Annotated in this window: 23 protein-coding genes; 5 read left to right on the forward strand and 18 right to left on the reverse strand. The window is 57.7% G+C overall.

Going from position 1 to position 20,970, the window contains the following annotated elements:
• Window positions 1–216: 216 nt before the first annotated feature.
• Both T363_RS0109660 and T363_RS0109665 read left to right on the forward strand, forming a co-directional pair.
• Window positions 217–717: an RNA polymerase sigma factor gene (locus T363_RS0109660; protein ID WP_034972138.1), complete on the forward strand. Its 501-nt coding sequence runs from the start codon at window positions 217–219 to the stop codon at window positions 715–717.
• On the forward strand, window positions 683–1,747 hold the full coding sequence (locus T363_RS0109665; RefSeq protein ID WP_031475346.1) for a DUF4179 domain-containing protein: 1,065 nt from the start codon (window positions 683–685) through the stop codon (window positions 1,745–1,747). The genes T363_RS0109660 and T363_RS0109665 overlap by 35 nt, the downstream gene beginning before the upstream one ends.
• Before the next feature lie 64 nt (window positions 1,748–1,811).
• Here T363_RS0109665 and acpP read toward each other — a convergent pair whose 3' ends face one another.
• The 10 genes from acpP to T363_RS0109725 form a co-directional block, all read right to left on the reverse strand.
• Complete coding sequence (gene acpP / locus T363_RS0109670; protein WP_031475348.1) at window positions 1,812–2,039, reverse strand: acyl carrier protein; 228 nt, start codon at window positions 2,037–2,039, stop codon at window positions 1,812–1,814.
• 5 nt (window positions 2,040–2,044) lie between these two features.
• Window positions 2,045–2,863, reverse strand: coding sequence for an acetyl-CoA carboxylase carboxyltransferase subunit alpha (locus T363_RS0109675; RefSeq protein WP_031475350.1), 819 nt, complete (start codon window positions 2,861–2,863; stop codon window positions 2,045–2,047).
• Window positions 2,860–3,687: an acetyl-CoA carboxylase, carboxyltransferase subunit beta gene (gene accD, locus T363_RS0109680; RefSeq protein ID WP_317394385.1), complete on the reverse strand. Its 828-nt coding sequence runs from the start codon at window positions 3,685–3,687 to the stop codon at window positions 2,860–2,862. Before accD ends, T363_RS0109675 begins: the two co-directional genes overlap by 4 nt.
• 57 nt (window positions 3,688–3,744) lie before the next feature.
• Window positions 3,745–5,091: an acetyl-CoA carboxylase biotin carboxylase subunit gene (accC, locus tag T363_RS0109685; RefSeq protein ID WP_031475354.1), complete on the reverse strand. Its 1,347-nt coding sequence runs from the start codon at window positions 5,089–5,091 to the stop codon at window positions 3,745–3,747.
• Between the two features lie 13 nt (window positions 5,092–5,104).
• Window positions 5,105–5,530, reverse strand: a complete 426-nt coding sequence (gene fabZ, locus T363_RS0109690) for a 3-hydroxyacyl-ACP dehydratase FabZ (protein ID WP_031475356.1) — start codon at window positions 5,528–5,530, stop codon at window positions 5,105–5,107.
• Window positions 5,531–5,879: 349 nt separating this feature from the next.
• The gene (accB, locus tag T363_RS0109705; protein WP_031475360.1) at window positions 5,880–6,338 is read right to left on the reverse strand and encodes an acetyl-CoA carboxylase biotin carboxyl carrier protein; all 459 of its coding nucleotides are present in this window, start codon (window positions 6,336–6,338) and stop codon (window positions 5,880–5,882) included.
• A gap of 9 nt (window positions 6,339–6,347) precedes the next feature.
• Window positions 6,348–7,577, reverse strand: a complete 1,230-nt coding sequence (gene fabF / locus T363_RS0109710) for a beta-ketoacyl-ACP synthase II (protein WP_031475362.1) — start codon at window positions 7,575–7,577, stop codon at window positions 6,348–6,350.
• Between the two features lie 20 nt (window positions 7,578–7,597).
• A complete protein-coding gene (gene fabG / locus T363_RS0109715; RefSeq protein WP_031475365.1) occupies window positions 7,598–8,326 on the reverse strand; it encodes a 3-oxoacyl-[acyl-carrier-protein] reductase in 729 nt (242 codons plus the stop codon).
• 12 nt (window positions 8,327–8,338) lie between these two features.
• The gene (gene fabK / locus T363_RS0109720) at window positions 8,339–9,286 is read right to left on the reverse strand and encodes an enoyl-[acyl-carrier-protein] reductase FabK (protein WP_031475367.1); all 948 of its coding nucleotides are present in this window, start codon (window positions 9,284–9,286) and stop codon (window positions 8,339–8,341) included.
• Window positions 9,287–9,305: 19 nt separating this feature from the next.
• A complete protein-coding gene (locus tag T363_RS0109725; protein ID WP_242840256.1) occupies window positions 9,306–10,361 on the reverse strand; it encodes a beta-ketoacyl-ACP synthase III in 1,056 nt (351 codons plus the stop codon).
• An 83-nt stretch (window positions 10,362–10,444) separates the two neighbouring features.
• Here T363_RS0109725 and fabD point away from each other — a divergent pair, with 83 nt between their 5' ends.
• Complete coding sequence (fabD, locus tag T363_RS0109730; protein WP_031475371.1) at window positions 10,445–11,362, forward strand: ACP S-malonyltransferase; 918 nt, start codon at window positions 10,445–10,447, stop codon at window positions 11,360–11,362.
• Between the two features lie 105 nt (window positions 11,363–11,467).
• Here the strand turns inward: fabD and T363_RS0109735 are convergent, their stop codons facing one another.
• From T363_RS0109735 to T363_RS0109750, 4 genes are all read right to left on the reverse strand, one after another.
• Window positions 11,468–12,532 (reverse strand): DUF4179 domain-containing protein, encoded by a 1,065-nt coding sequence (locus T363_RS0109735; RefSeq protein WP_031475373.1) that lies wholly within the window; start codon window positions 12,530–12,532, stop codon window positions 11,468–11,470.
• Window positions 12,516–13,007 carry an RNA polymerase sigma factor gene (locus T363_RS0109740; RefSeq protein WP_031475375.1) on the reverse strand — a complete coding sequence of 164 codons (492 nt, stop codon included), beginning with the start codon at window positions 13,005–13,007 and terminating at the stop codon, window positions 12,516–12,518. The genes T363_RS0109735 and T363_RS0109740 overlap by 17 nt, the downstream gene beginning before the upstream one ends.
• Before the next feature lie 116 nt (window positions 13,008–13,123).
• The gene (locus T363_RS14600) at window positions 13,124–14,431 is read right to left on the reverse strand and encodes a permease prefix domain 1-containing protein (protein ID WP_034972142.1); all 1,308 of its coding nucleotides are present in this window, start codon (window positions 14,429–14,431) and stop codon (window positions 13,124–13,126) included.
• Window positions 14,418–14,765 (reverse strand): PadR family transcriptional regulator, encoded by a 348-nt coding sequence (locus T363_RS0109750; protein WP_031475377.1) that lies wholly within the window; start codon window positions 14,763–14,765, stop codon window positions 14,418–14,420. The genes T363_RS14600 and T363_RS0109750 overlap by 14 nt, the downstream gene beginning before the upstream one ends.
• A gap of 183 nt (window positions 14,766–14,948) precedes the next feature.
• Between T363_RS0109750 and T363_RS0109755 the strand changes: the two genes are divergently transcribed.
• Both T363_RS0109755 and T363_RS0109760 read left to right on the forward strand, forming a co-directional pair.
• Window positions 14,949–15,503: a prolyl-tRNA synthetase associated domain-containing protein gene (locus T363_RS0109755; protein ID WP_031475379.1), complete on the forward strand. Its 555-nt coding sequence runs from the start codon at window positions 14,949–14,951 to the stop codon at window positions 15,501–15,503.
• A 150-nt stretch (window positions 15,504–15,653) separates the two neighbouring features.
• Complete coding sequence (locus tag T363_RS0109760) at window positions 15,654–16,958, forward strand: hypothetical protein (protein WP_031475381.1); 1,305 nt, start codon at window positions 15,654–15,656, stop codon at window positions 16,956–16,958.
• Window positions 16,959–17,083: 125 nt separating this feature from the next.
• Here T363_RS0109760 and T363_RS0109765 read toward each other — a convergent pair whose 3' ends face one another.
• From T363_RS0109765 to T363_RS0109780, 4 genes are all read right to left on the reverse strand, one after another.
• A complete protein-coding gene (locus T363_RS0109765) occupies window positions 17,084–17,929 on the reverse strand; it encodes a MetQ/NlpA family ABC transporter substrate-binding protein (protein WP_031475383.1) in 846 nt (281 codons plus the stop codon).
• A 138-nt stretch (window positions 17,930–18,067) separates the two neighbouring features.
• Window positions 18,068–18,721: a methionine ABC transporter permease gene (locus T363_RS0109770; RefSeq protein WP_031475385.1), complete on the reverse strand. Its 654-nt coding sequence runs from the start codon at window positions 18,719–18,721 to the stop codon at window positions 18,068–18,070.
• Entirely contained in the window at window positions 18,708–19,727 is a 1,020-nt protein-coding gene (locus T363_RS0109775; protein WP_031475387.1) for a methionine ABC transporter ATP-binding protein, read from the reverse strand. Before T363_RS0109775 ends, T363_RS0109770 begins: the two co-directional genes overlap by 14 nt.
• 289 nt (window positions 19,728–20,016) lie before the next feature.
• The gene (locus T363_RS0109780) at window positions 20,017–20,970 is read right to left on the reverse strand and encodes a TIGR03943 family putative permease subunit (RefSeq protein WP_031475389.1); all 954 of its coding nucleotides are present in this window, start codon (window positions 20,968–20,970) and stop codon (window positions 20,017–20,019) included.

The raw sequence follows: 20,970 nt of genomic DNA on the forward strand, positions 1-20,970 counted from the left end.
GAAAATAAGCGTATTCAAAAATACAAAGAAAAGTTCGCTGCATAAACAAGCTCACCGTTCCCGAAAAAGGAAACGGCGAGCATAACCGCACTATATTTTATTTATTTCTCCGGTCTACCTTGACTGGGGCGGATCAAATCGCTCCGGGCTTTTTTCCTTTTGCTTGTAGCACCCGCGCCGGATACGGCGTATTCCCTATGAAAGGAGGCGCTGCCCATGACAACCAAATCCCCCGAGCAGCTCATTGCGGCCTACGGCGACATGGTCTACCGGCTGGCCTATGCACAGACGCGCAGCCGCCACGATGCGGATGATGTGTTTCAAACTGTGTTCTTACAGGTCGTGCGCTGCCATCCGGTATTCGAAAGCGAAGCGCACGAAAAAGCATGGTTCATCCGCGTAACGCTGAACGCTCTGAAAAGCTACTGGCGTGCGGCATGGCGGCGGCACGATGTTCCGCTGGATGACCGCATCCCCTTCCCCGCGCCGGAGGAAAGCGCACTGGATGACGCCCTGCGCCGACTGCCGCCCAAATACCGCACCGCGATCCATCTGTACTACTACGAAGGCTATACCGCTGAGGAAATCGCACAGATGACCGGAGAGAAGCCATCCACCATCCGCACACGGCTGACCCGCGCCCGGGCACAGCTCCGCACGCTTTTGAAAGGAGAATCAGACGATGCACTTCGAGAACAACTACCGCAGCATGAATGAATCCATCCTGCCGGACCGTGCGCTGATCGAGGACACGCTGACACGCATGGAACGCGGCGAAACACCGAAGCGCCGTCCGCGCCGCCTGCGGCGGATCGTAACACTGGCCGTAGCCGCGGCAGTTGCCGTAGGCTGCATCACGCCCGCGCTGGCGGCAAACGTACCCGCGGTATATCAGGCGCTGTATGATATTTCGCCCCGGATCGCGCAGGCGCTGATGCCGGTCAATGAATCCTGCGAGAGCAGCGGGGTCAAAATGGAGGTCGTATCCGCCGCGATTGACGGCGATACCGCCGGCGTATATCTGACCCTGACCGATACCACAGGCGAGCTGTTCGGGAGCAACGCGCCCGACCTGTATGACAGTTATTCCCTCCATTACCCGGCGCGCATCGGCCAATTGTCGCAATGTCATCTGGTCGAATACGATGCAAAAGCCGCCGCTGCCACCTACTATATTGAAATTGCCAATATCGGCGGCGAGCAGTATATTGGCGACAAATTCACCTTTTCTGTCCGCCAGCTTTTAATCGGCAAGCAAAAACAGACCGGTGTTGGGGTTTCTTATGATTTGTCCGATGTGCCGCTCGATCCGCAAACTGCAGTCCATCCCATCAACGGCGCAAGCTCGATCGGAGCCATGCCTGCTGAAATCGATCGAAAAATCAACGGCGACGGATATGATTTTCTTGTACCGCAGGGCTCGCTCTGGCAAAGTGACGACGGCATTTTCTCTCTGACCGCGGCAGGGTACGCAGACGGATACCTGCATCTACAATATGCAGCCAGCAAATCACTGGCGCAGAGCAATCATGCCGAACTGTTTCTCCATGCGCCTAACGGCACGCAAATCTGGCATGAATATACCGTTTCCTATAATGATTACGAAAACGATATTTCCTATACCGATTTCGTCTATCCAATCCGCTGCGAAGATCTGCCCAACTGCACACTGTCAACCAATATGTACACAACAGCCGCACGAATGGAAGGCAACTGGCAGGTCACCTTCCGGTTGGAAAGCAAATAATCCCCCCATAGGAAAAAGGCTTCGGAACAAAGTTCCGAAGCCTTTTTCTTATCTGCTGCAAGGATTACTCCTTGTGATCCTCGATATACTTCACGATATCGCCGATGGTGCTCATCTCAGCCGCTTCCTCGTCCGAGATCGCAACGCCGAAGTTCTCCTCAAGGTCCATCATCAGCTCAACCACGTCCAGAGAGTCCGCGTTCAGATCCTCCTTCACCTTGGTCTCCATCGTCATGGTAGAAGCATCCGCGTCAAACTTGTCAGCCAGGATCTCACATACCTTTTCAAACATGGGTTTTACACTCCTTCATTTTCTTGTTGATTTATTTGTCTGAAAACTCCGATCTTACGGAATTTTTCATACCGTTTTTGCAGCAGGGTCTCCATATCAGGCACGGCCGCCAGCTCTGCGAACTGGTCGCGCAGGGCGCGTCCCACATTGCGGATCAGCTGGGCGTTGGACTGTCCCTCCTGAATAATCCCCTCGATCATGCCGAAGCTGTACAGATCCTGCGCGGTGATGTGCAGCGCATCCGCCGCTTCACCCTCACGCTTGGGGTCCTTCCACAGGATGGATGCACAGCCGCGCGGCGACACCACAGAATACAGCGCATTCTCCAGCATGAGCACACGATCGGCTACGGCAAGCGCCAGCGCACCGCCCGAACCGCCTTCGCCCGTGATGATCGAAACAACCGGGGTACGCAGCTCGATAAACTCGTACAGGCAGCGGGCAATCGCCTCGCCCTGCCCGCGTTCCTCCGCCCCAAGGCCGGGATATGCGCCCGAGGTATCGACAAAATTGATGACCGGACGGTGGAATTTTTCCGCCTGATGCGCCAGCCGCAATGCTTTGCGGTAGCCCTCCGGGTTGGCCATGCCGAAATTGGCGTCCATGTTCTGCTCGATCGTGCGGCCCTTACGGTGGCCGATCACCGTAACCGGCATGCCGCAGAAGGTAGCAACGCCTGCCATGATCGCGTGATCGTCCGCAAAATAGCGGTCGCCATGCAGCTCAATAAAATCATCGAACAGTTCTTCGATATAATCCGACAGCATCGGACGCTTGACATCATGAATGATGTGCATTTTTTCACTTGCGGGTTTTTCCGTCACAGTCTCACCTGCCGTTTCTTTCCCTTGGGCATACAATGCAGCCGCAGCAGCTTTTCCAAAGTTTCCCTCAGTTGATTGCGCGGAACTATTTTATCACAGAAGCCGTGCGATAGCAAGAACTCTGAGGACTGAAAATCATCCGGCAGCGTCTGTCCGATCGTCCCCTCGATCACACGGCGTCCGGCAAAGCCGATCGTCGTGCGCGGCTCGGCAAGGATAATGTCGCCCAGCATCGCAAAGGAGGCGGTCACGCCGCCCGTGGTCGGGTCGGTCAGCACCGTGATGTACAGCAGCCCGGCATCCGAATGACGGCGCGCCGCTGCGGAAACCTTGGCCATTTGCAGCAGGGAAAACATGCCTTCCTGCATCCGGGCGCCGCCCGAGCAGGTGAATACCACCACTGGCAGGCTTTTCTCGGTCGCATACTCAAACAGGCGGGTAAGCTTTTCGCCCACTACGCTGCCCATGGATGCCATCATAAAATGGCTGTCCATCACACCGATCGCCGTTTCGATCCCACCGATGCGGCAGGTGCCGGTTTTCACTGCGTCCGGCATGCCGACCTTGTCAGCCAGCTCCGCCGCTTTTTCCGCATAGCCCGGAAAATGCAGCGGATCGGCGGGCGCAAGACCGGCGAACAGCTCACAAAAGCTATCCTTATCCGCGATCTGCCGGATGCGCGTGCGCGCGAGCAGCCGCCCGTACCGCCCGCAGTGCGGGCACACATATAGGTTTTTACCGTAGGCATAGGCCTTCAGCTCTGCGCCGCAGCCCTTGCACTTGACGACCTTTACCGCTTCATCCTCCTGCGGCTTCATTTCCATAGAGGTCTCACGTGTTTTTTGGAAAAGGTCCAGCAGTCCCATAGTATCCCCTTTCTTTTATCGGTCAAAATCCCCGTTGGCAATCGAATTAACGTTAAAATCCGCATCCTCGAACGCCTTCGAGCACAAAATATGCATCTGGTAATCCGTCCCGGTCACCACGCCCTCGAACAGGGTCTCCGCCAGTGCGCGGCGCATGCGCACGATGGCCTGCCGCCGATCCACGCCGGTCACGATCAGCTTGCCGATCATCGAATCATAAAACGGCGGGATCGTATAGCCCTGATACGCCGCCGAATCCACGCGCACCCCCGGCCCGCCCGGCAGATGCAGGGAAGCCAGCGTACCCGGACAGGGCGCAAAGTCACGCGAGGGATCTTCCGCATTGATGCGGCACTCGATCGCATGACCGGTCAGGCGCAGATCCTCCTGCTGGAAATAAAGCGGTTCGCCCGCAGCAATGCGGATCTGCTCGCACACCAGATCGACGCCCGTCACCTGCTCGGTGACCGGATGCTCGACCTGGATCCGGGTGTTCATTTCGCAGAAATAGAAGTTGCGGTCACTGTCAACCAGAAATTCGATTGTGCCCGCGCCGCGGTATCCCACCCGCTTAGCCAGACTGACTGCCGCCGCCGTCATGCGCTCCCGCAGCGCGGGGGTCACAAATGCCGAGGGGCTTTCCTCGATCAGCTTCTGGTGGCGGCGCTGCACCGAGCACTCCCGCTCGAACAGGTGCACCACATTGCCGTAATGATCGCCCAACACCTGCACCTCGATATGGCGCGGGTTTTCGATATACTTTTCCATATACAGGCGTCCGTCGCCAAAATTCGCAACCGCCTCCGCCGCCGCGCTGTCGTACGCTTCCTTCAATTCGCGCACGCTTTTCGCCACGCGGATACCCTTGCCGCCGCCGCCCGATGCCGCCTTGAGCATCACCGGATAGCCGATGCGGTCCGCCTCGGCCAGCGCTTCATCAAAATCACGCACTGGGCCGTCCGTTCCCAGCGCGACCGGCACACCCGCCGCGATCGCATTGCGTTTGGCTTCTGATTTGTCACCCATCAGACGAATGGTTGCCGAAGTCGGCCCGATAAAGGCCAGCCCGGCCTGCGTGGTACGCTCGGCAAAATCCGGGTTTTCGGACAAAAAGCCAAATCCCGGATGGATCGCCTGACACCCGGATGCCAGCGCCGCGGAAATGATATTATCCATATTAAGATAACTGTCCGCCGCGCGGGCCGGGCCGATGCACACGGCCTCATCCGCGATCTGCGCGTGCAGCGCCTCACGATCCGCCTCGGAGTAGACCGCGACCGAAATGATCCCCAGATCCCGGCACGCCTGTATAATGCGGACCGCGATCTCGCCGCGGTTCGCAATCAATACCTTTTGAAACATTGCTTTCCCTGCCTCAACCCATCATGACCATGCACTTGATCTCTGCCTCTGCGGCTTTTTCGCTGCCAACCCATGCCACGCCTTCCGCTACGGCCATCGGGCCGCGCCGCTTGGTAAAGCGCACCTCAAGCCGCAGCGTGTCGCCCGGTCGGGCAATCGCGCGGAACTTCGCCTTATCGATCCCGGTGTAAACCGCGGTTTTGCCGCGGAACTCGGGCAGGCTGAGCAGCGCTACACCGCCGACCTGCGCCAGCGCCTCCAACCGGAATACAGCGGGCATGATCGGGTTTCCCGGAAAGTGCCCCTGAAAGAAAAACTCATCTCCCGTCAGGTGCAGTGTGCCAACGGCATGCTCCTCATCCATTTCGAGTATCTCATCCACCAGCAGCATCGGCGGGCGATGCGGCAGGATCTCCATGATCTGTTCTTTATTCAGCATATATCTTATACCTCTTTCTTGTCAAGCACAAGCGATTTTACCAATATCAGGCCCATTTTTTCAAGACCGTAGCAAGGCACCCTGATGCGGCGCAGCATATAACAGAAAAATTGCCGCAGTGCGGCAATTCTCATAAAAAGTCACGACACATGCCTGACTTTTTACAGGCCGCCGCGCAGATGCCGCAGCGCCTGCATCCCAAATCTCCGCAAAAGCCCGGCTTTGCCGGGCTTTTGCTCCGCTGCCCGCGCCGCGGCGGCGCGGCCTCGTCCACCGTGCGGACGGGAGGGGGTATTCCAAAAGTTTCCCTCAGGAACTTTTGGGATATCTAAGGGGGACAGCGTCCCCCTTAGAGAATGATCGCAACCGTCTGGTTATATTCCACCATATCGCCCGGCTGCGCCAGAATGCGCACGACCGTGCCGTCACACGGAGACTTGATCTCGTTCATAGTCTTCATCGCTTCAATGATGAACAGCGTATCCCCTTCGCGCACCTTCTGGCCGACCAACACAAACGGCGGTGCATCCGGTGAGGGCGAGGAGTAAAACGTACCGACCAGAGGGCTTTTTACCTCCGTACCCTGCACGGCTTCCGCCGCCGGCGCGGCGGCTTCCTCCTGCGCGGGAAGCACCGGCGCGGCGGGAGCAGCCGCCGGCGCCGCCATAACCTGCGCGACCGGTGCCGGCGGCGCGGATTTGATTTTGAGCTTTACGTCATCCAGCTCCAGCTCGACCTCACCCAGCCCGCGGGTCCTCAGCGCGTCCATCAGCTCGATGGCAACGTCCTTTAATTCTTTGATATCCATCGTTTCTCGTTACACCTTCCTGATCAGGATACATGCGTTATGACCGCCAAAGCCCAGCGAGTTGGAAACCGCTACGTTCACCGGCATTTCCACCGCCTGATTCGGTGTGATATCCAGATCGCAGTCCGGGTCCGGCTCCTGATAGCCGATCGTCGGCGGGATCACGCCGTCGCGGATCGCCATAACGCAGGCGATCGCCTCAACCGCTGCCGCACCGCCGAGCAGATGCCCGGTCATCGACTTGGTGGAGGACACCTTCACACGGTACGCCGCGTCGCCCAGCGCCTTTTTGATAGCAATCGTCTCATATTTCTCATTAAGCGGCGTGGAAGTGCCGTGCGCGTTGATATAATCCACATCTGCCGGGGTCAGCCCCGCATCCGTGATCGCACCGAGGATCGCACGCGCCGCCGCATCACCTTCCGGCGCCGGGCTGGTGATATGGTAAGCATCCCCCGTTGCGCCGTAGCCTGCCACCTCCGCAAGGATCGTCGCCCCGCGCTTCTGCGCATGGGTCAGGCTCTCCAGCACCAGACAGCCGGCGCCTTCGCCCATGACAAAGCCGGAACGGCGCGCATCAAACGGGATGGAAGCCGCCGTCGGATCCTCGCCCATATAAACCGCCTTCATGTTGGCAAAACCCGCCATCGAAATCGGAATAATACCGTTTTCCGTGCCGCCGCACAGCACAATATCCTGATAGCCGTGACGGATCGCACGCATTGCCTCACCGATCGCATGGTTTGCCGTTGCGCAGGCGGAAACCGGGCTGAAGTTTTCTCCCTTAAAGCCGAAACGCATCGAAATGTAAGCGGCCGCCATATTGGCGATCATTTCCGGAATACACAGCGGAGAGACTCGCCCCGGCCCTTTTTCCTTCAGCTTGGGGATTTCGGTTTCAGCGATCTGCAGGCCGCCCACACCCGAGCCGTAAATCACGCCCGTGCGGTAGGGATCAAAGTTTCCCTCGGTCAGCCCTGCTTGATCGACCGCCTGCTGTGCCGCTGCCAGCGCAAAATGACAGTTAACATCCATCCGGCGCGCCTCGCGCTTATCCACAAACTGGGTAATGTCAAAATCCTTGACTTCGGCCGCCACCTTCACCTTAAAATCCGTTACATCGAACTTGGTGATCGGCCCGATGCCGCACTTGCCGGCTTTAAGCGAAGCCCAAAAGCTTTCCACATCATTGCCGACCGGTGTAATGGCGCCCATACCGGTGATGACTACTCGTTCCATTGCTGTTCCCTCTCCTTCCGTTAGATCATGCCGCCGTCTACGACCAGCGTCTGTCCGGTGATATAAGCTGCCGCATCCGATGCGAGGAATGCCACTGCGGCAGCGATCTCCTCCGGCTTGCCAAAGCGCCCCAGCGGGATCTGCTTGACCGCGCCCTCCTTGATCGCATCCGGCAGGTTCTGCGTCATATCCGTATCGATAAAGCCGGGCGCAACCGCGTTTACCGTGATGCCGCGTGCGCCAAGCTCCTTGCAGGCGGTTTTGGTCATGCCAATCAAACCCGCTTTTGCCGCGGAATAATTGATCTGGCCTGCATTGCCGGCGATCCCCGCGACCGATGCAATATTGATGATACGCCCCTGCTTGGCACGCATCATCATTGCGCCGCACTGGCTGAGCATATTGAACGCGCCTTTCAGGTTGGTACGGATGACCGCGTCAAACTGCTCCTCCTTCATACGCACCAACAGGCCGTCCCGCGTGATGCCCGCATTGTTGACCAAGATATACGGCACGCCAAGCTCGGCCTTGATCTCCGACAGCGCCTGCGCACAGACGTCATAGTCGGAAACATCCCACTGCTTGACCACAGCTTTTACCCCGTAAGCCCGGCATTTTTCCGCCACTGCTTCCGCCTTTTCCACCGAAGACGCACAGTTGATCACAATATCATGGCCGTCTGCGGCCAGCTTTTCCGAAATAGCCGCGCCGATGCCGCGCGAACCGCCGGTTACGATTGCAAGTCCCATTCTTTTGTCTCCTTACTCAAAACGCTTGTACGCGTGGCGGAGCAGCTCCTCCGCCTGCGCGGTCATACCCTGCAAAATATCCGCGCACGGGCGTAGCTCGTGCAGCATACCCGCGATCTGGCCGGACATAAATGTACCCTCTTCATAGTTGCCGTCCTGTACAGCCTTGCGCAGCGAACCGGCCGTTGCGGCTTCCAGCTCCTCAAGCGACTGCTCGGTGTTTGCCTTTTCCAGCTCAAGGCACTTGCGCGCCATCGGCGTTTTGAGCGAGCGCACCGGATGGCCGGACGGACGGCCGGTAACGACCGTTGAAATATCCGTTGCCTTGAGGACCAATTCCTTATATTTTTCCGAAATACAGCACTCATCGGACGCCAAAAAGACCGTACCACACTGCACGCCTTCCGCACCCAGCAGCAGCGCCGCCGCCATGCCGCGGCCGTCTGCAATGCCGCCCGCCGCAATAACCGGAATGTCCACCGCATCCACAACCTGCGGCACCAGCGGCATGGTGGTCAGCTCACCGATGTGTCCGCCGCCTTCCATACCCTCGGCGATCACGGCATCTGCGCCCGCACGCGCCATGCGCTTGGCCAGCGCGACCGATGCCACCACCGGCATCACCTTGATGCCTGCGTTTTTCCAATCCGCCATGTACTTGCCGGGATTGCCCGCGCCCGTGGTCAGCACTTCGATCTTCTCATCGATCGCCAGCTGCGCAAGATCGTCCGCATTGGGGGAGAGCAGCATGATATTCATACCGAGCGGTTTATCCGTGATTGCACGTGCCTGACGGATCTCCTCACGGATCACATCGACCGGCGCCGCGCCGCCCGCAATGATGCCAAGGCCGCCCGCCTTTGATACCGCCGCCGCCAGATGATGCTCCGCAATCCATGCCATCGCGCCCTGCACGATCGGGTATTCAATGCCGAGCAGTTCTGTGATCTTGGTTTTCATATGTTTTCGCTCTCCTTTATTACAGTTTCAATACAAACGCGCCGTAAGTCAAGCCGCCGCCGAAGCCGGTGCAAACGATCGTCTGCCCTGCGTGCAGCAGACCCTTGCACCGCATTTCATCCAGCGCCAGCGGGATGCTGGCCGATGAGGTGTTGCCGAAATGATCCAGGTTGACATAGATTTTTTCCTTCGGCAGGTTATATTTCTTGGCGATCACATCCAGAATACGCAGGTTGGCCTGATGCGGCACGACCCAATCGATCTCGGACGCATCCACACCGGCGCGGTGCAGCACCTCGTCAATCGCCTTGGGCACCGCCCACGCGGTAAACCGCACGACCGGCGCGCCTGCCATTTTAAGAAAACGTGCCTTGGGATCGACCGGGCGTTCCGCTGCAAAGGGATCCTCCTCAACCGGCAGCGCCTCCATATAAAGGTACTCCGCTCCCGATCCGTCCGACGCAAGGTAGGAAGCCAGAAAGCCGGTATCCTCTTCTTCACAGGCGGTGTAAATCGCCGCGCCTGCGCCGTCGCCCAGCAGGATGCAGGTGCCGCGGTCGGTAAAGTCGGTCACGCGGGACAGCGTTTCTGCCGAAACCACCATAACGGTTTTGGCCTTACCGCAGCGGATAAAGCTGTCCGCCACATCGGATGCGTAAATAAAGCCCGAGCAGCAGGTATTCAGATCCATCGCCGCGCACTGTGCGCCGAGCTTTTCCTGCAGAACGCTTGCCGTAATGGGAGAAAATGTATCCGGACTGCAGGTAGTAACGATGATCATATCCAGCGCATCCGCGCCGATCCCCGCATTTTCCAGTGCGTTGCGCGCTGCCGCCAAACCCAGCTCCCATGTATGCATCCCCTTAGCGATGCGCCGTTCGCGGATGCCGGTGCGCTTGACGATCCACTCGTCGCTTGTCTCTACCATTTTTTCCAACATGTCATTGGTCAGTACAAATTCCGGCACATATGAGCCGATACCGATGAGTTTGCTGCCTATATCGTCCACGCTCCCTAAAAGTTCAAGTCGCTCTTCCACCGCTTTGCGGAAAAGCGACAATAGTTTGATTGACAAAGTAATCCTTGACTATTATAATAAAGGGACACGAAAATGTCAACCTTTTCCGCGGTTTGACCGCGATTTTGGGAGGAACGGAAATGGAATACGGTTTTGCATTTTTCCCCGGTCAGGGGGCACAGGCTCCGGGCATGGGCAAGGATCTGTACGAAAACTCACAGGCAGCCCGTCTGGTATTTGAAGAAGCAAGCGACGGCGCGGGGCTGGATGTGGCGAAACTCTGCTTTGACAGCGATAAGGAAACGCTTTCGCGCACGGAGAACAGCCAGATCGCTATTTTCACCCATTCGATGGCGGCACTCGCTGCACTGCGGGAGCAGGGCGTCCGCTTCCGTGCGGCAGCCGGCTTTTCCCTTGGGGAGTACACCGCGCTGGCAGCAGCCGGTGTGGTATCCCTTGCGGACGGTGTCCGGATCGTTTCCATGCGCGGCAAACTGATGCAGCGCGCGGCTGATGCGATCGACGGCGGCATGGCTGCCATCCTCGGACTGGAGGACGCCGCGATCGAACAGGCCTGCGCCAAGGTGACCTGCGGCGTGGTGCGCCCGGTCAATTATAACTGTCCCGGCCAGCTTGTGATCGCAGGCGAAAAAGCCGCGTTGGCCGAAGCAATCGAAAACTGCAAGGCCGCTGGTGCGCGCCGTGCGCTGCCGCTGGCAGTATCGGGTGCGTTCCACACCCCGCTGATGGCCGAAGCCGCCGCAGAGCTGCGCGCTTTTGTCTCTGATTTCACCTTTGCCGCACCGCAAATGGACATTTACTCCAATCTGGACGGTGCAGTCCTCTCCTGCGGCGATCTTCCGGCGCATTTGGAACAGCACATGATCTCCCCCGTGCGATGGACCCGGCTGGTGCAGAACGGCATGTCCGCCGGTCTGACCTCCGCATGCGAGGTCGGCCCCGGTAAAACACTGACCGGCTTTGCCGGAAAAATCAGCAAGGAGCTGACCTGCAAACCCGTTGCCGACATGGCAGGTGTGCAGGCCGCTGCGGAATAACCGAAGCTCCCCCAACGAAACGACCGCCCGGAACGGCAATGCCGTTCCGGGCGGTTTGTGATGTTCGGAAAACTGTATTTTTTGACAATCCATGCCGGCTTCTTATCATTGCACAACAGGAATTTCAATGCCGCCCAGCAGGACAGCGTCGATCTGTTCAAGCGGAATCAGTTCGTCAAACACACCGCCGCGGATGCAGATGGTTTTTCCGTCCTGCACATCCATACTGCCGCCGTTGCCCGATTTCCGCAGGTCGATCACCGTGCCGTCGGTCAGGCGCACGCCGTAGTCGGTGGAAAGACGCATCCACTCCTCCTCGTGCTGTTGGGGCTGCTTGCCGCTCGGTGCATCATCAAACGACGCTTCCGTGTTCACGCTGTACACAAAGTGGTAGCCCATCGGCGACACCAGCGCCTGTTCGACCGTTCCCGTCATGCCGTCCAGGGTAATTTCCTGCCCGGCGGGCAGCTCTACGGACAGGTTTTCCGCATTCAGCTTGAACTTCACACGCCATGTTCCCTCGGCGATGACCTTTTCCGGTGTGCGCAGATCGCCAAACATAACCTTTGCCGTGCCGCCGGTTTCGACCGCTTCGTTATAGGACATGGTCTCCACATACTGAATGGCAGGATCTTCTGGATTTTCATCGAAAAAGTAGCTGCCGCCGTGTCCGCCCGAGGTATTCGAGCCGATATCGCTCGACCAGCGGTTCCAAAGCAGATCCAGTTTACCGCCGTCCGGAATCTCCTGCACATCGAACGGCTGGCCGTCCTCCCGCACGAGCGAGTAGGTGAGCACATAGTTATAGCCGTCAAACAAAATTGCATCCGCGGTTACGGTCACGCCGTTGTCCGTATCGCTCGCGCCGACCGGGCGGCCGATCTTATCAATGATCTCAGTATCCGCAGTCGGGCCGAACACGCCCGCAAAGGCTTCGCCCGCCGTTTTCAGCACACCGGTCGCCCCTGCGCCGACACCCAGCACCAGCGCGGCCGCCACGCCCACAGCTGCCATGCGCGGCAGGCCGCGGGTACGCCGACGGGCGGGCTGCCCGGTGTGGGAAAGGGAATCATTCAATCGGTTTGCCATACGCTGCTTCGCCTCCTCCGAAAAATGCAGTTCGTTCATCGCATCCTGATAGGATTTATCCTCGTTATATGCCTTGCTCACAGCAATCGCCTCCCAGTTCCAGTCTCAGTTTGTTTCTTCCTCTGCTCAGATGGGCGGATACCGCCGCCTCGCTGCGCCCCAGCAGCGAGGCGATCTCGCGGACAGAGTAGCCTTCATAATAAAACAGGTACACCGCCTCACGGTATTTTTCCGGCAGCGCCATCACCGCGTCCAGCACGGAGGAATCCGGCGGTTCGGGTGCGGCGGCACTGTAAGCCGTGTCCAGCGGCGCATTTCTTCGTCGGAACGCGCGCAGCTCGTCCTTGCAGGCGTTGGCAGTCGTTCGGATGATCCACGCCTTTTCATGTGCGGGGCTTTCAAATTCCCGCCCGTCCGTTAAAAGCTTGAGAAGCACGTTCTGACAGATATCCTCCGCATCGTGCGTCGATTTCAGATAGGTATAGGAGAGCCGCAGGATCAGATCAGAGTAGGTATATACCAACCGCTCGGCCTCGGCCCTGTCAATTTGTTTCATTTGGTCATCAGCTCCTTTGGAAAGCGCTTTCACCTACAATACGAACGGCCGGGCGCAATCCTGACACCGGAATAAAAAAGAGACGGATTTTACCGTCTCTTCATTATACCATAACCTCAGCCGCCTATGTCGGATGCCTGCACCGGCGGTGCGCCCGCCTCCAATGCGCCGCAGCGCTGTGCGGAAAGCAAAACGCCGAGCAGCAGCATGGTCTGGCACAGATATGCACCGCCGTAGGACAGCAGCGGCAGGCCGGTGGTAAACGCGTTGCCAATCAGCCCCAGATCCACCAGCAGATAAATAAGCGTCTGCGCGGCAAGCGTCAGCACGACCGCGTGGCTCACCAGCCACGCGAGCTGTCCGCTCTGCCGTCCCGCCAGAAGCAGGCCGCGTCCGAACAGAATGAGCAGCGGCAGCAAAACGGCAAAAACCGCCAGCCACCCCCACCGAAGCTGCGCCAGCGTCAGCAGGTGGTCGGTGGTATCCGCGAGCTGTGCCAAAATTTCCCCCGGGCGGGCGGCAATTTCTCCGTCAAACGGGATCTCCGTGCCGTACAGCCGATGACGGATCAAATACGTCATGGCACTGTATTGATATTGGTCCGCATCCGGCAGCAGATGGGCATAAAATACCGCGTCCATGATCTGCCGCAAAACCGCATAGCCTATGGGCAAGGCGGCAAGCGCCATCTGCCCCGCGCGCCGCGGGCCGAATACGCCGTGCCATACGGCGATCAGCAAAATCACGCCGCAGGTGGCCAACAGCGCCCTGTCATACGCAACTTCCATGATGCCAAACCGCGCCAGCAGCGCAACGGCTACAACAGCCATCAGGCAGTTGGCCACGCCCTCCAGCCCCTTGCCGCGCATGCGGTAGATCAAGCCGGCCAGCAGCAGCGGAAAAGTCCATAAAACCGGCGTCCCCGTCGAAACCAACACATCCGTCTCCAGCCAAAAGGCGTGTATGCGGTGGCCGAGCAGAACAGCCGCAAACCATACCCCCAATACGATCCAGAGGTGCCGTCCCAACAGGGTATAATCGACAAAATAAGCAGCCAGCAGGCAAACTGCGCCTACTGCATAATGCCCCAGCAGGGTATACCACATCAAATCGCTGTTCGTGCGCAGAAGGTATTGCAGTACGCATCCCACTGCGGCGATCACCAGCACCAGCCCGAGCATGACCCAGTCAGGCTGCGGCCGCCAAGCGCGGTCAAGCCGCGTGCCGGTTTCCACGGGATCGCCCATCTCGCGTACCGTGGCCGCCGCTGCGGCTTCCTCCTCCATGCCATCCTCAAGAAAGGCGGCGTATTGATCCTCCATGTGATCCGCCAGCTCCTTTGCCGCTACCGGACGCGCCCGTTTCCAGCGCATTTGTCCGGCTGCGGTATCCAGCCACTGCTGCAGGGATTCATGCAAACGCATGGTTTTCTCCCCCTTTCAGCACGCGGTCGACCGCGCCGGAAAACATCCTCCATTCCTCGGTTTTTTCCGCAAGCTGGGCGCGTCCCGCATCAGTCAAGTGATAATATTTACGGATGCGTGCGCTGTCCGCCGTCCGCTCGTAGGACTGCACCAGCCCCTGCGTTTCCAGCGTGTGCAGCAGCGGGTACAGCGTGCCCGCCTTGAGTGAAAAGGTGTCGTCCGACCGTTCACGCAGCCGCTCGATCATCTGGTAGCCGTACAGATCCTCTTCCTGCAGCAGGCGCAGTACAAGCAGCCCCGTACTGCCCGCCAGCAGACTTTTGTCGATTGCCATGCCTCTCTCCTCCTTATATCGATGTTCTATATATAGTATAGATCGGTCATCGATATATGTCAAGCCAAAACAGGATTGACAAGCGCAGGCGCGGCGCTTATGCTGAAATAGGTTACGCTTCGACAAAGCAGTATATTACAAATCGAAATCTATTTTAATATTATTACAAAAAGGAGAGGGCATATGGACACATTTACAATAGACCCCACCCTGTATGAAGGACGACCGGCAGCAGATGCCGGCCGCGCATCAGTTGAACGGGCATGCTATGACCTGCTCGACCGGCTGGAAATCCCCTATCAGCGTGTCGATCACAGCGAAACGCCGTCCATCGAAGCATGCGGCGCGGTGGAACAGGTGCTCGGCATCGAAATCTGCAAAAATCTGTTTCTGTGCAACCGGCAAAAAACACAGTTCACCCTGCTGCTTATGCCGGGCCGCAAGGCATTCCGCACCAAGGAGCTGTCTGCACAGCTGGGCTGCTCCCGGCTGTCATTCGCAGGAGAAGACGCCATGCACGAGCTGCTTGGGGTTACGCCGGGCTCGGTTTCCGTGCTGGGTCTGATGAACGACACGCAAAACCGGGTGCGGCTGGTCATCGACCGCGATGCACTCGCACACCCGTATTTTGGATGCCACCCCTGCCGCAACACTACTTCGCTCCGGCTGCGCACGGAGGATCTGATCGGACGCATCCTGCCCGCCCTGCACCATGAACCGGTATACGTCTGCCTGTAAAAATACATTTCTGATCAAAAACGCACCACATCTATTGAACACCATGTTCAGAATCAGCAAAAAATATCTTCATTTGATTTACAAATCCCCTCCTCAGTGCTACAATAAAAACAGGACATCCAACATTTACCGTTTTTTGGAGGGGAAAACATGGATATGCTGAGGGATTATCCGCTGCTCCGCACGGACAGCTACGCCAAAATCTTCCTGTACAACACGCACGAAACCGTTGCCTGTGTCCCGCGCCACACCATCCGGCTGCGTGACAAAGTGCAGCCCGACAAACTGCAGCAAGCGGTGGAGCAGGCGCTTTTGCGTTTCCCGCACATGATGCTGGGGATCGAAGCGACCGACACCGCCTTCCGTTACCGGCAAAATGTGCTGCCGCCGGTCATACTGCCGTTTGACGGCGCGGAAAAACGCTATACCATCGGTTCCAAGGATACCAACGGCCATCTGTTTCTGGTTGGCTGTCAAAACAACACGATCACCATGGAATATCAGCACTCGATCTCGGACGGACGGGGTTTTGAAGAATTCATCCGCTGCGTACTGTTTCAGTATTTAACGCTGTGCGGCTATCCGGTCGAGAACGACGGCTCTGTGCGCGGCATGGATACCCGCTGGTCCCCCGAGGAAAGCGCAGACGGCTACCGCCAGCTGGATGACCAGACATTTTCCTCCGAAGGCATCTGGAAAAAACCGCCGGCTTCCCACGCTTGGGAGCTGACCGATCTGGGCGAAGGCGCCGAAGTGGTAACCGAGATCACCTTCCCGTTTGAAGCGCTGCACCGTTATGCCAAATCCATCGGCGTCAGCCCGCTGTCCATTCTTGCGCCGCTTCTCATGCGTGCGTTCGACCGCAAGTTCGGTGAAGATGACAAGCCGGTCATCGCGCAGATCCCGGTTGACCTGCGGCCGCTGCTGCCCACACCGACCACGCGGTACTTCATCTGCTTTATCGATCTCCCCTATCTTCCTGAGTACCGCTCACTGCCGCTGGAAGAGGTATTCCGCCGCACCAAAGCCTTTTTGAATACCCAGATGGAACGCGAGCAGCTTTTGTTCCGCGCCAAAGCCGCCGCAGACCGCTGCAGCGAACTGCACGAAGCTGCTATGCCGTTGGCGGATAAAATCGCAGCCGGGCAAAAGGTATGTAAGGACTTTGTGCTGGAAGACAGCTTCCTGATCACCAATGTCGGCCGCTTTTCCCTGCCGGCAAGCTGTATGCCTTATGTGCTGGATTACGGCGCGGTGCTGCCCTGCGCCGTGCAGCCCTTCGCCTTGCTGATCAGCTCCTTCGGCGACCAGATGAAATTGTCTGTCGCGCAGCGCGACCATGATATGCAGGTGGTAAACGACCTGTCGATCGGTTTGCAGGAAATCGGCGTGCCAACCGACACAACCAGCTATCCGTTCGCCGTGACACGCTATAACGGCATGGAATGTATTTGACGCGACTGCGGACATATTATGCGTCTGCTGCACAAATATAAAAAAGTCAGGCCTAAAAGCCTGACTTTTTTATATTTGTGCAGCACCAAAACGGCCGTTTTAGCACCGTCACCGTATCCGGATACTCAGAACGTGGTGACAACCGCGCCGCGGTACGTCTCTTCGACGAACTTCTGCACCGCTTCGCTCTGCAGGGCACCCTTCAGCGCCTGCATCTTATCGCTGTTCTCATCCCCGCTGCGGCATGCGACGGTATTGACATATACCTTGGCATAATCCGGATTCTCGGTAATAAGAGAATCCTCCTTGGCATTCAGATCGGCCTGCAGCGCATAATTGCCGTTGATAACCGCAATATCAACATCTTCGAGCGAACGGGGCAGCTGCTCTGCAGCGATTTCCTGAATGTCCAGATTCTTGGGGTTCTCCACGATATCCAGCTTGGTAGCGTCCGAAGTCGGGTCGATGCCCTCCTTCAGCTTGATCAGACCGGCATCCTGCAGCAGCAACAACGCACGTGTTTCATTCGAACCATCGTTCGGCACCGCTACGACAGCGCCGTCCTGCAAAGCTTCGAGCGTCGCGGTCTTGCCGGCGTAAATGCCGAACGGCTCATAGTGCATCTCAATCGCAGACACCAGATCCGCGCCGTTTTTCTGGTTGAAGTTATTCAGGTACGGCACATGCTGGAAGTAGTTCGCGTCCAGATCGCCATCCACCAGCGCGGTGTTGGGCTGCACATAATCGGTAAATTCAACCACCTCGAGTGTCCAGCCCTGCTCAGCCAGCACATCCTTGGCGGCATTGAGGATCTCGGCGTGCGGTGTGGGCGAAGCGCCGACCGTGATGGTCTTATCCGCATCGGCTGCGCCGCCGTCAGCGGACTGCGCATCGCCGTTGCTGCCGCCGCAGGCGGTCAGCGTGGTCAGGCACAGTGCGCCTGCCAGCAGGGCTGCAATTTTTTTGTTCATTGGTATCTCTCCTTTGTAGATGATGGTCGGACAGGCTCTGCAGCTCCCGGCACCGTTGGTTCCTTGCGGTGCGCGGTATCTGCCGCAGAAAGCACGCCCTTATATCATTATTATAATGATAACGGAAGAAAAATAAGGTCAGCGGTTGCGCTTATCCAGCCGCCGGGCCAGACGCATACCGACTTCCTGAAAAATCTGCACCACCACGACAATGATGATCACTGCAACCAGCATGATCTCAAAGTTATAGCGGTTATAACCGTAGTTAACGGCAACCGTACCCAGACCGCCGCCGCCGATAAAACCGGCCATAGCGGAATAGCCGAGGATGGTGACGATCGAGATCGCGCCGCCCACCATGAGCGAAGGCTTGGCCTCCGGCACAAGCACCTTCCACACGATCTGCCACGGATTGGCACCCATGGACTGCGCCGCCTCGATCACGCCGAAGGGCACTTCCTTGATCGACGACTCGACCATGCGCGCGATGTACGGCGCGGCCGCAACCGTCAGCGGTACGATCATCGCGGTCGTACCGATGGCCTTGCCCGTGATCGCGCGGGTCATTGGTGTGATCAAGACCGCAAGGATAAGGAACGGAACAGAGCGCAGTATATTCACGATCACGCCCAGCACCGTGTTGAGTACCGGCATCGGACGGATGCCCTTTTTATCGCTGACGACCAGCAGCAGGCCGAGCGGCAGGCCGAGCGCATAGGAGACTGCGGTCGATACGATAACCATATACAGGGTCTCCCACAGGTTTTGCGCCCAAATATTAAGTGAAAGCATCGGCGTCCCCCTCCTCTACATGTACGTTTTGGGTTTGCAGATAGGCAAGGGCGCGGTTTGCGGCGCGCGCATCCTCGGGCAGCTGCAAAATCATCTGACCGTAGGCCTTGCCGTCAATATCCCGGGTGTCGGCAAACATGATATTGACCGGCGCCTTGCATTCAAGCACCATATTGGACACGACCGGCTCAAAGGACGAGTTGCCATCAAACACGATGCGGCAATAGCGCCTGCCGGTGGCGAGACGGTCGCGCTTGCCGTCCGGATAGATCAGCTGTTTGGCCATAGAGGACTGCGGACGGGTAAACACCTGATCGACCGTGCCGACCTCTGCAATGCGGCTGGCATCAATGATAGCGACCCGCTGGCAGATCTCTTCGATCACTGCCATCTCGTGCGTGATGACGATAATGGTGATGCCGAGCGTTTGATTGATCTCCTTGAGCAGCGCAAGGATCGAGCGCGTCGTTGTCGGATCGAGCGCGCTGGTCGCTTCGTCACACAGCAGAATTTTCGGCTCGGTCGCCAGCGCGCGGGCGATCGCCACACGCTGCTGCTGTCCGCCTGATAACTGGGACGGATAATTATCCGCCCGATCGCTCAGGCCGACGATCTCAAGCAGTTCTCTGGCCCTTTTTTCGGCCGCATCCTTTTTGACCCCCGCAATTTCAAGCGGGAAGCAGATATTCTGCAATGCGGTGCGCTGCTGCAGCAGATTGAACTGTTGGAAAATCATACCCATCGACCGGCGGATCTCCAGCAGCTCCGGTTTGGATAGGCTTCCCAGCTCCTGTCCGTTCACCGTAACCGTGCCCTCGGTCGGCGTTTCCAGAAAGTTGATGCACCGCACCAGCGTGGACTTACCCGCGCCGGACAGGCCGATGATACCGAATATCTCACCGCGCATGATATCCAGATTGATGCCGTTCAGCGCAACGACCGTGCCCGCGCGGCCGCGGAAGGTCTTGTTCAGGTTTTGGATGCGTACAATTACGTCCTGTTCCAAATCCCATTCCCCCTTATTTCAAAATAAAAGCGGAAAGCTGATTGCTTTCCGCTCGTTTTCATCTGAACCGTGGCAGCCGCATGACAAACGACCCGCCTCAGCCTTTCGCCCCGCCTTTAGGGACGCACTGCAGAAAAACGAGCAAAACCGCACATCATGCACATTTCCATTCGAATGACCTGCATGGGAGGTTCCTCCTTTTCCTACAAGAATGATAGAGTTTGTTCTCTGTGGTTTTAGTGTAGTCTATTCCTGCGGATTTGTCAAGTTTTTTCTGTCAGCATTGTATTTAGTTAAAGTAGACCAGATCCTCCGCGGGCTTTTCCGCCGGAACGACCTCGGTGGCGTGCAGCACAGGACCTTCACCGCGGTATTGCGGCAGCATTTCAACCGTGATAGAAGCAGTCACACGTACCCAACTGCGCATGGTGAGCTGCTGCGCCTCCGGCCAGCGGCACAGGAAGCCGAGAAAGCTGATATCCTCCGCACAGCAGACCATGCCAAACCGGCCGGGAACAAATGAACCGGCAGGCACATCCTTACCGTTATAGACCTGTGCCAGAAAACGGACGGTCTTGCCATCGTATTTGGCGGGGTCGCCCATCGCATCAATATACCACAGGCCGTAATCCGCCGGCGCGATATCAATGATATCCGCCTCCACATCAAAGGGCAGCGGCATACTGCGGGCATAATCCTCGGAATTGCCGTCCACATCATCCAAATAAATGGTCGCACGCGGGTTCATCGCGCGGATATTTTTCTGATAGAGCATTTCCTTAAGCGCATCCGTACAGCGGTTGAATACCACCAGATCTGCGGTTGTGATATGCTCGAACATCATCGGGCCGAGATTGTTGGAATACAGCTCAAAAGTAGAAGCATCCACCGTGGTGACGATCTGGTACAGCTCCCACCGAGCAGGAAAAGCGGGCAGCAGGTCGTCCAGCTTCCACATACCGTTGTATTCGATAATGATACGGTCGGGGTCATATTTCTGCTCGATACGCTTGAGCAGGTTGGGCGTCAACCGGTCGAGGGATTCGATCGGAACGAGCGCTGTACCGTAACGCAGCAGCTCCCGCTCGTCGTATTCCTCCATACCCTCCTCGCAAAGCAGCAGGGCTGTGCGCTCATTTTCGGTAAAGCCCGGATCAGCAAGGATCTCCTTGATGAATTGCGTCTTGCCGCTCTCCAGAAAACCGGTAAACAAATAAACCGGAATCGGTTCTTTCCGTGGCAT

The sequence above is a fragment of the Agathobaculum desmolans ATCC 43058 genome (assembly GCF_000701665.1).
GTDB lineage: Bacteria > Bacillota > Clostridia > Oscillospirales > Butyricicoccaceae > Agathobaculum > Agathobaculum desmolans.

What these genes read in the sequence shown, in the direction of transcription:
- T363_RS0109665 (WP_031475346.1), top strand. Translation starts at nt 683, where the DNA reads ATGCACTTCGAGAACAACTACCGCAGCATGAATGAATCCATCCTGCCG.
- T363_RS0109765 (WP_031475383.1), bottom strand. Translation starts at nt 17,929, where the DNA reads ATGAACAAAAAAATTGCAGCCCTGCTGGCAGGCGCACTGTGCCTGACC.
- T363_RS0109750 (WP_031475377.1), bottom strand. Translation starts at nt 14,765, where the DNA reads ATGGCAATCGACAAAAGTCTGCTGGCGGGCAGTACGGGGCTGCTTGTA.
- T363_RS0109780 (WP_031475389.1), bottom strand. Translation starts at nt 20,970, where the DNA reads ATGCCACGGAAAGAACCGATTCCGGTTTATTTGTTTACCGGTTTTCTG.
- fabG (WP_031475365.1), bottom strand. Translation starts at nt 8,326, where the DNA reads ATGGGACTTGCAATCGTAACCGGCGGTTCGCGCGGCATCGGCGCGGCT.
- fabD (WP_031475371.1), top strand. Translation starts at nt 10,445, where the DNA reads ATGGAATACGGTTTTGCATTTTTCCCCGGTCAGGGGGCACAGGCTCCG.
- fabZ (WP_031475356.1), bottom strand. Translation starts at nt 5,530, where the DNA reads ATGCTGAATAAAGAACAGATCATGGAGATCCTGCCGCATCGCCCGCCG.
- accD (WP_317394385.1), bottom strand. Translation starts at nt 3,687, where the DNA reads ATGGAAATGAAGCCGCAGGAGGATGAAGCGGTAAAGGTCGTCAAGTGC.
- T363_RS0109770 (WP_031475385.1), bottom strand. Translation starts at nt 18,721, where the DNA reads ATGCTTTCACTTAATATTTGGGCGCAAAACCTGTGGGAGACCCTGTAT.
- T363_RS14600 (WP_034972142.1), bottom strand. Translation starts at nt 14,431, where the DNA reads ATGCGTTTGCATGAATCCCTGCAGCAGTGGCTGGATACCGCAGCCGGA.
- accC (WP_031475354.1), bottom strand. Translation starts at nt 5,091, where the DNA reads ATGTTTCAAAAGGTATTGATTGCGAACCGCGGCGAGATCGCGGTCCGC.
- fabF (WP_031475362.1), bottom strand. Translation starts at nt 7,577, where the DNA reads ATGGAACGAGTAGTCATCACCGGTATGGGCGCCATTACACCGGTCGGC.
- acpP (WP_031475348.1), bottom strand. Translation starts at nt 2,039, where the DNA reads ATGTTTGAAAAGGTATGTGAGATCCTGGCTGACAAGTTTGACGCGGAT.
- T363_RS0109755 (WP_031475379.1), top strand. Translation starts at nt 14,949, where the DNA reads ATGGACACATTTACAATAGACCCCACCCTGTATGAAGGACGACCGGCA.
- fabK (WP_031475367.1), bottom strand. Translation starts at nt 9,286, where the DNA reads ATGAAAACCAAGATCACAGAACTGCTCGGCATTGAATACCCGATCGTG.
- T363_RS0109740 (WP_031475375.1), bottom strand. Translation starts at nt 13,007, where the DNA reads ATGAAACAAATTGACAGGGCCGAGGCCGAGCGGTTGGTATATACCTAC.
- T363_RS0109760 (WP_031475381.1), top strand. Translation starts at nt 15,654, where the DNA reads ATGGATATGCTGAGGGATTATCCGCTGCTCCGCACGGACAGCTACGCC.
- accB (WP_031475360.1), bottom strand. Translation starts at nt 6,338, where the DNA reads ATGGATATCAAAGAATTAAAGGACGTTGCCATCGAGCTGATGGACGCG.
- T363_RS0109660 (WP_034972138.1), top strand. Translation starts at nt 217, where the DNA reads ATGACAACCAAATCCCCCGAGCAGCTCATTGCGGCCTACGGCGACATG.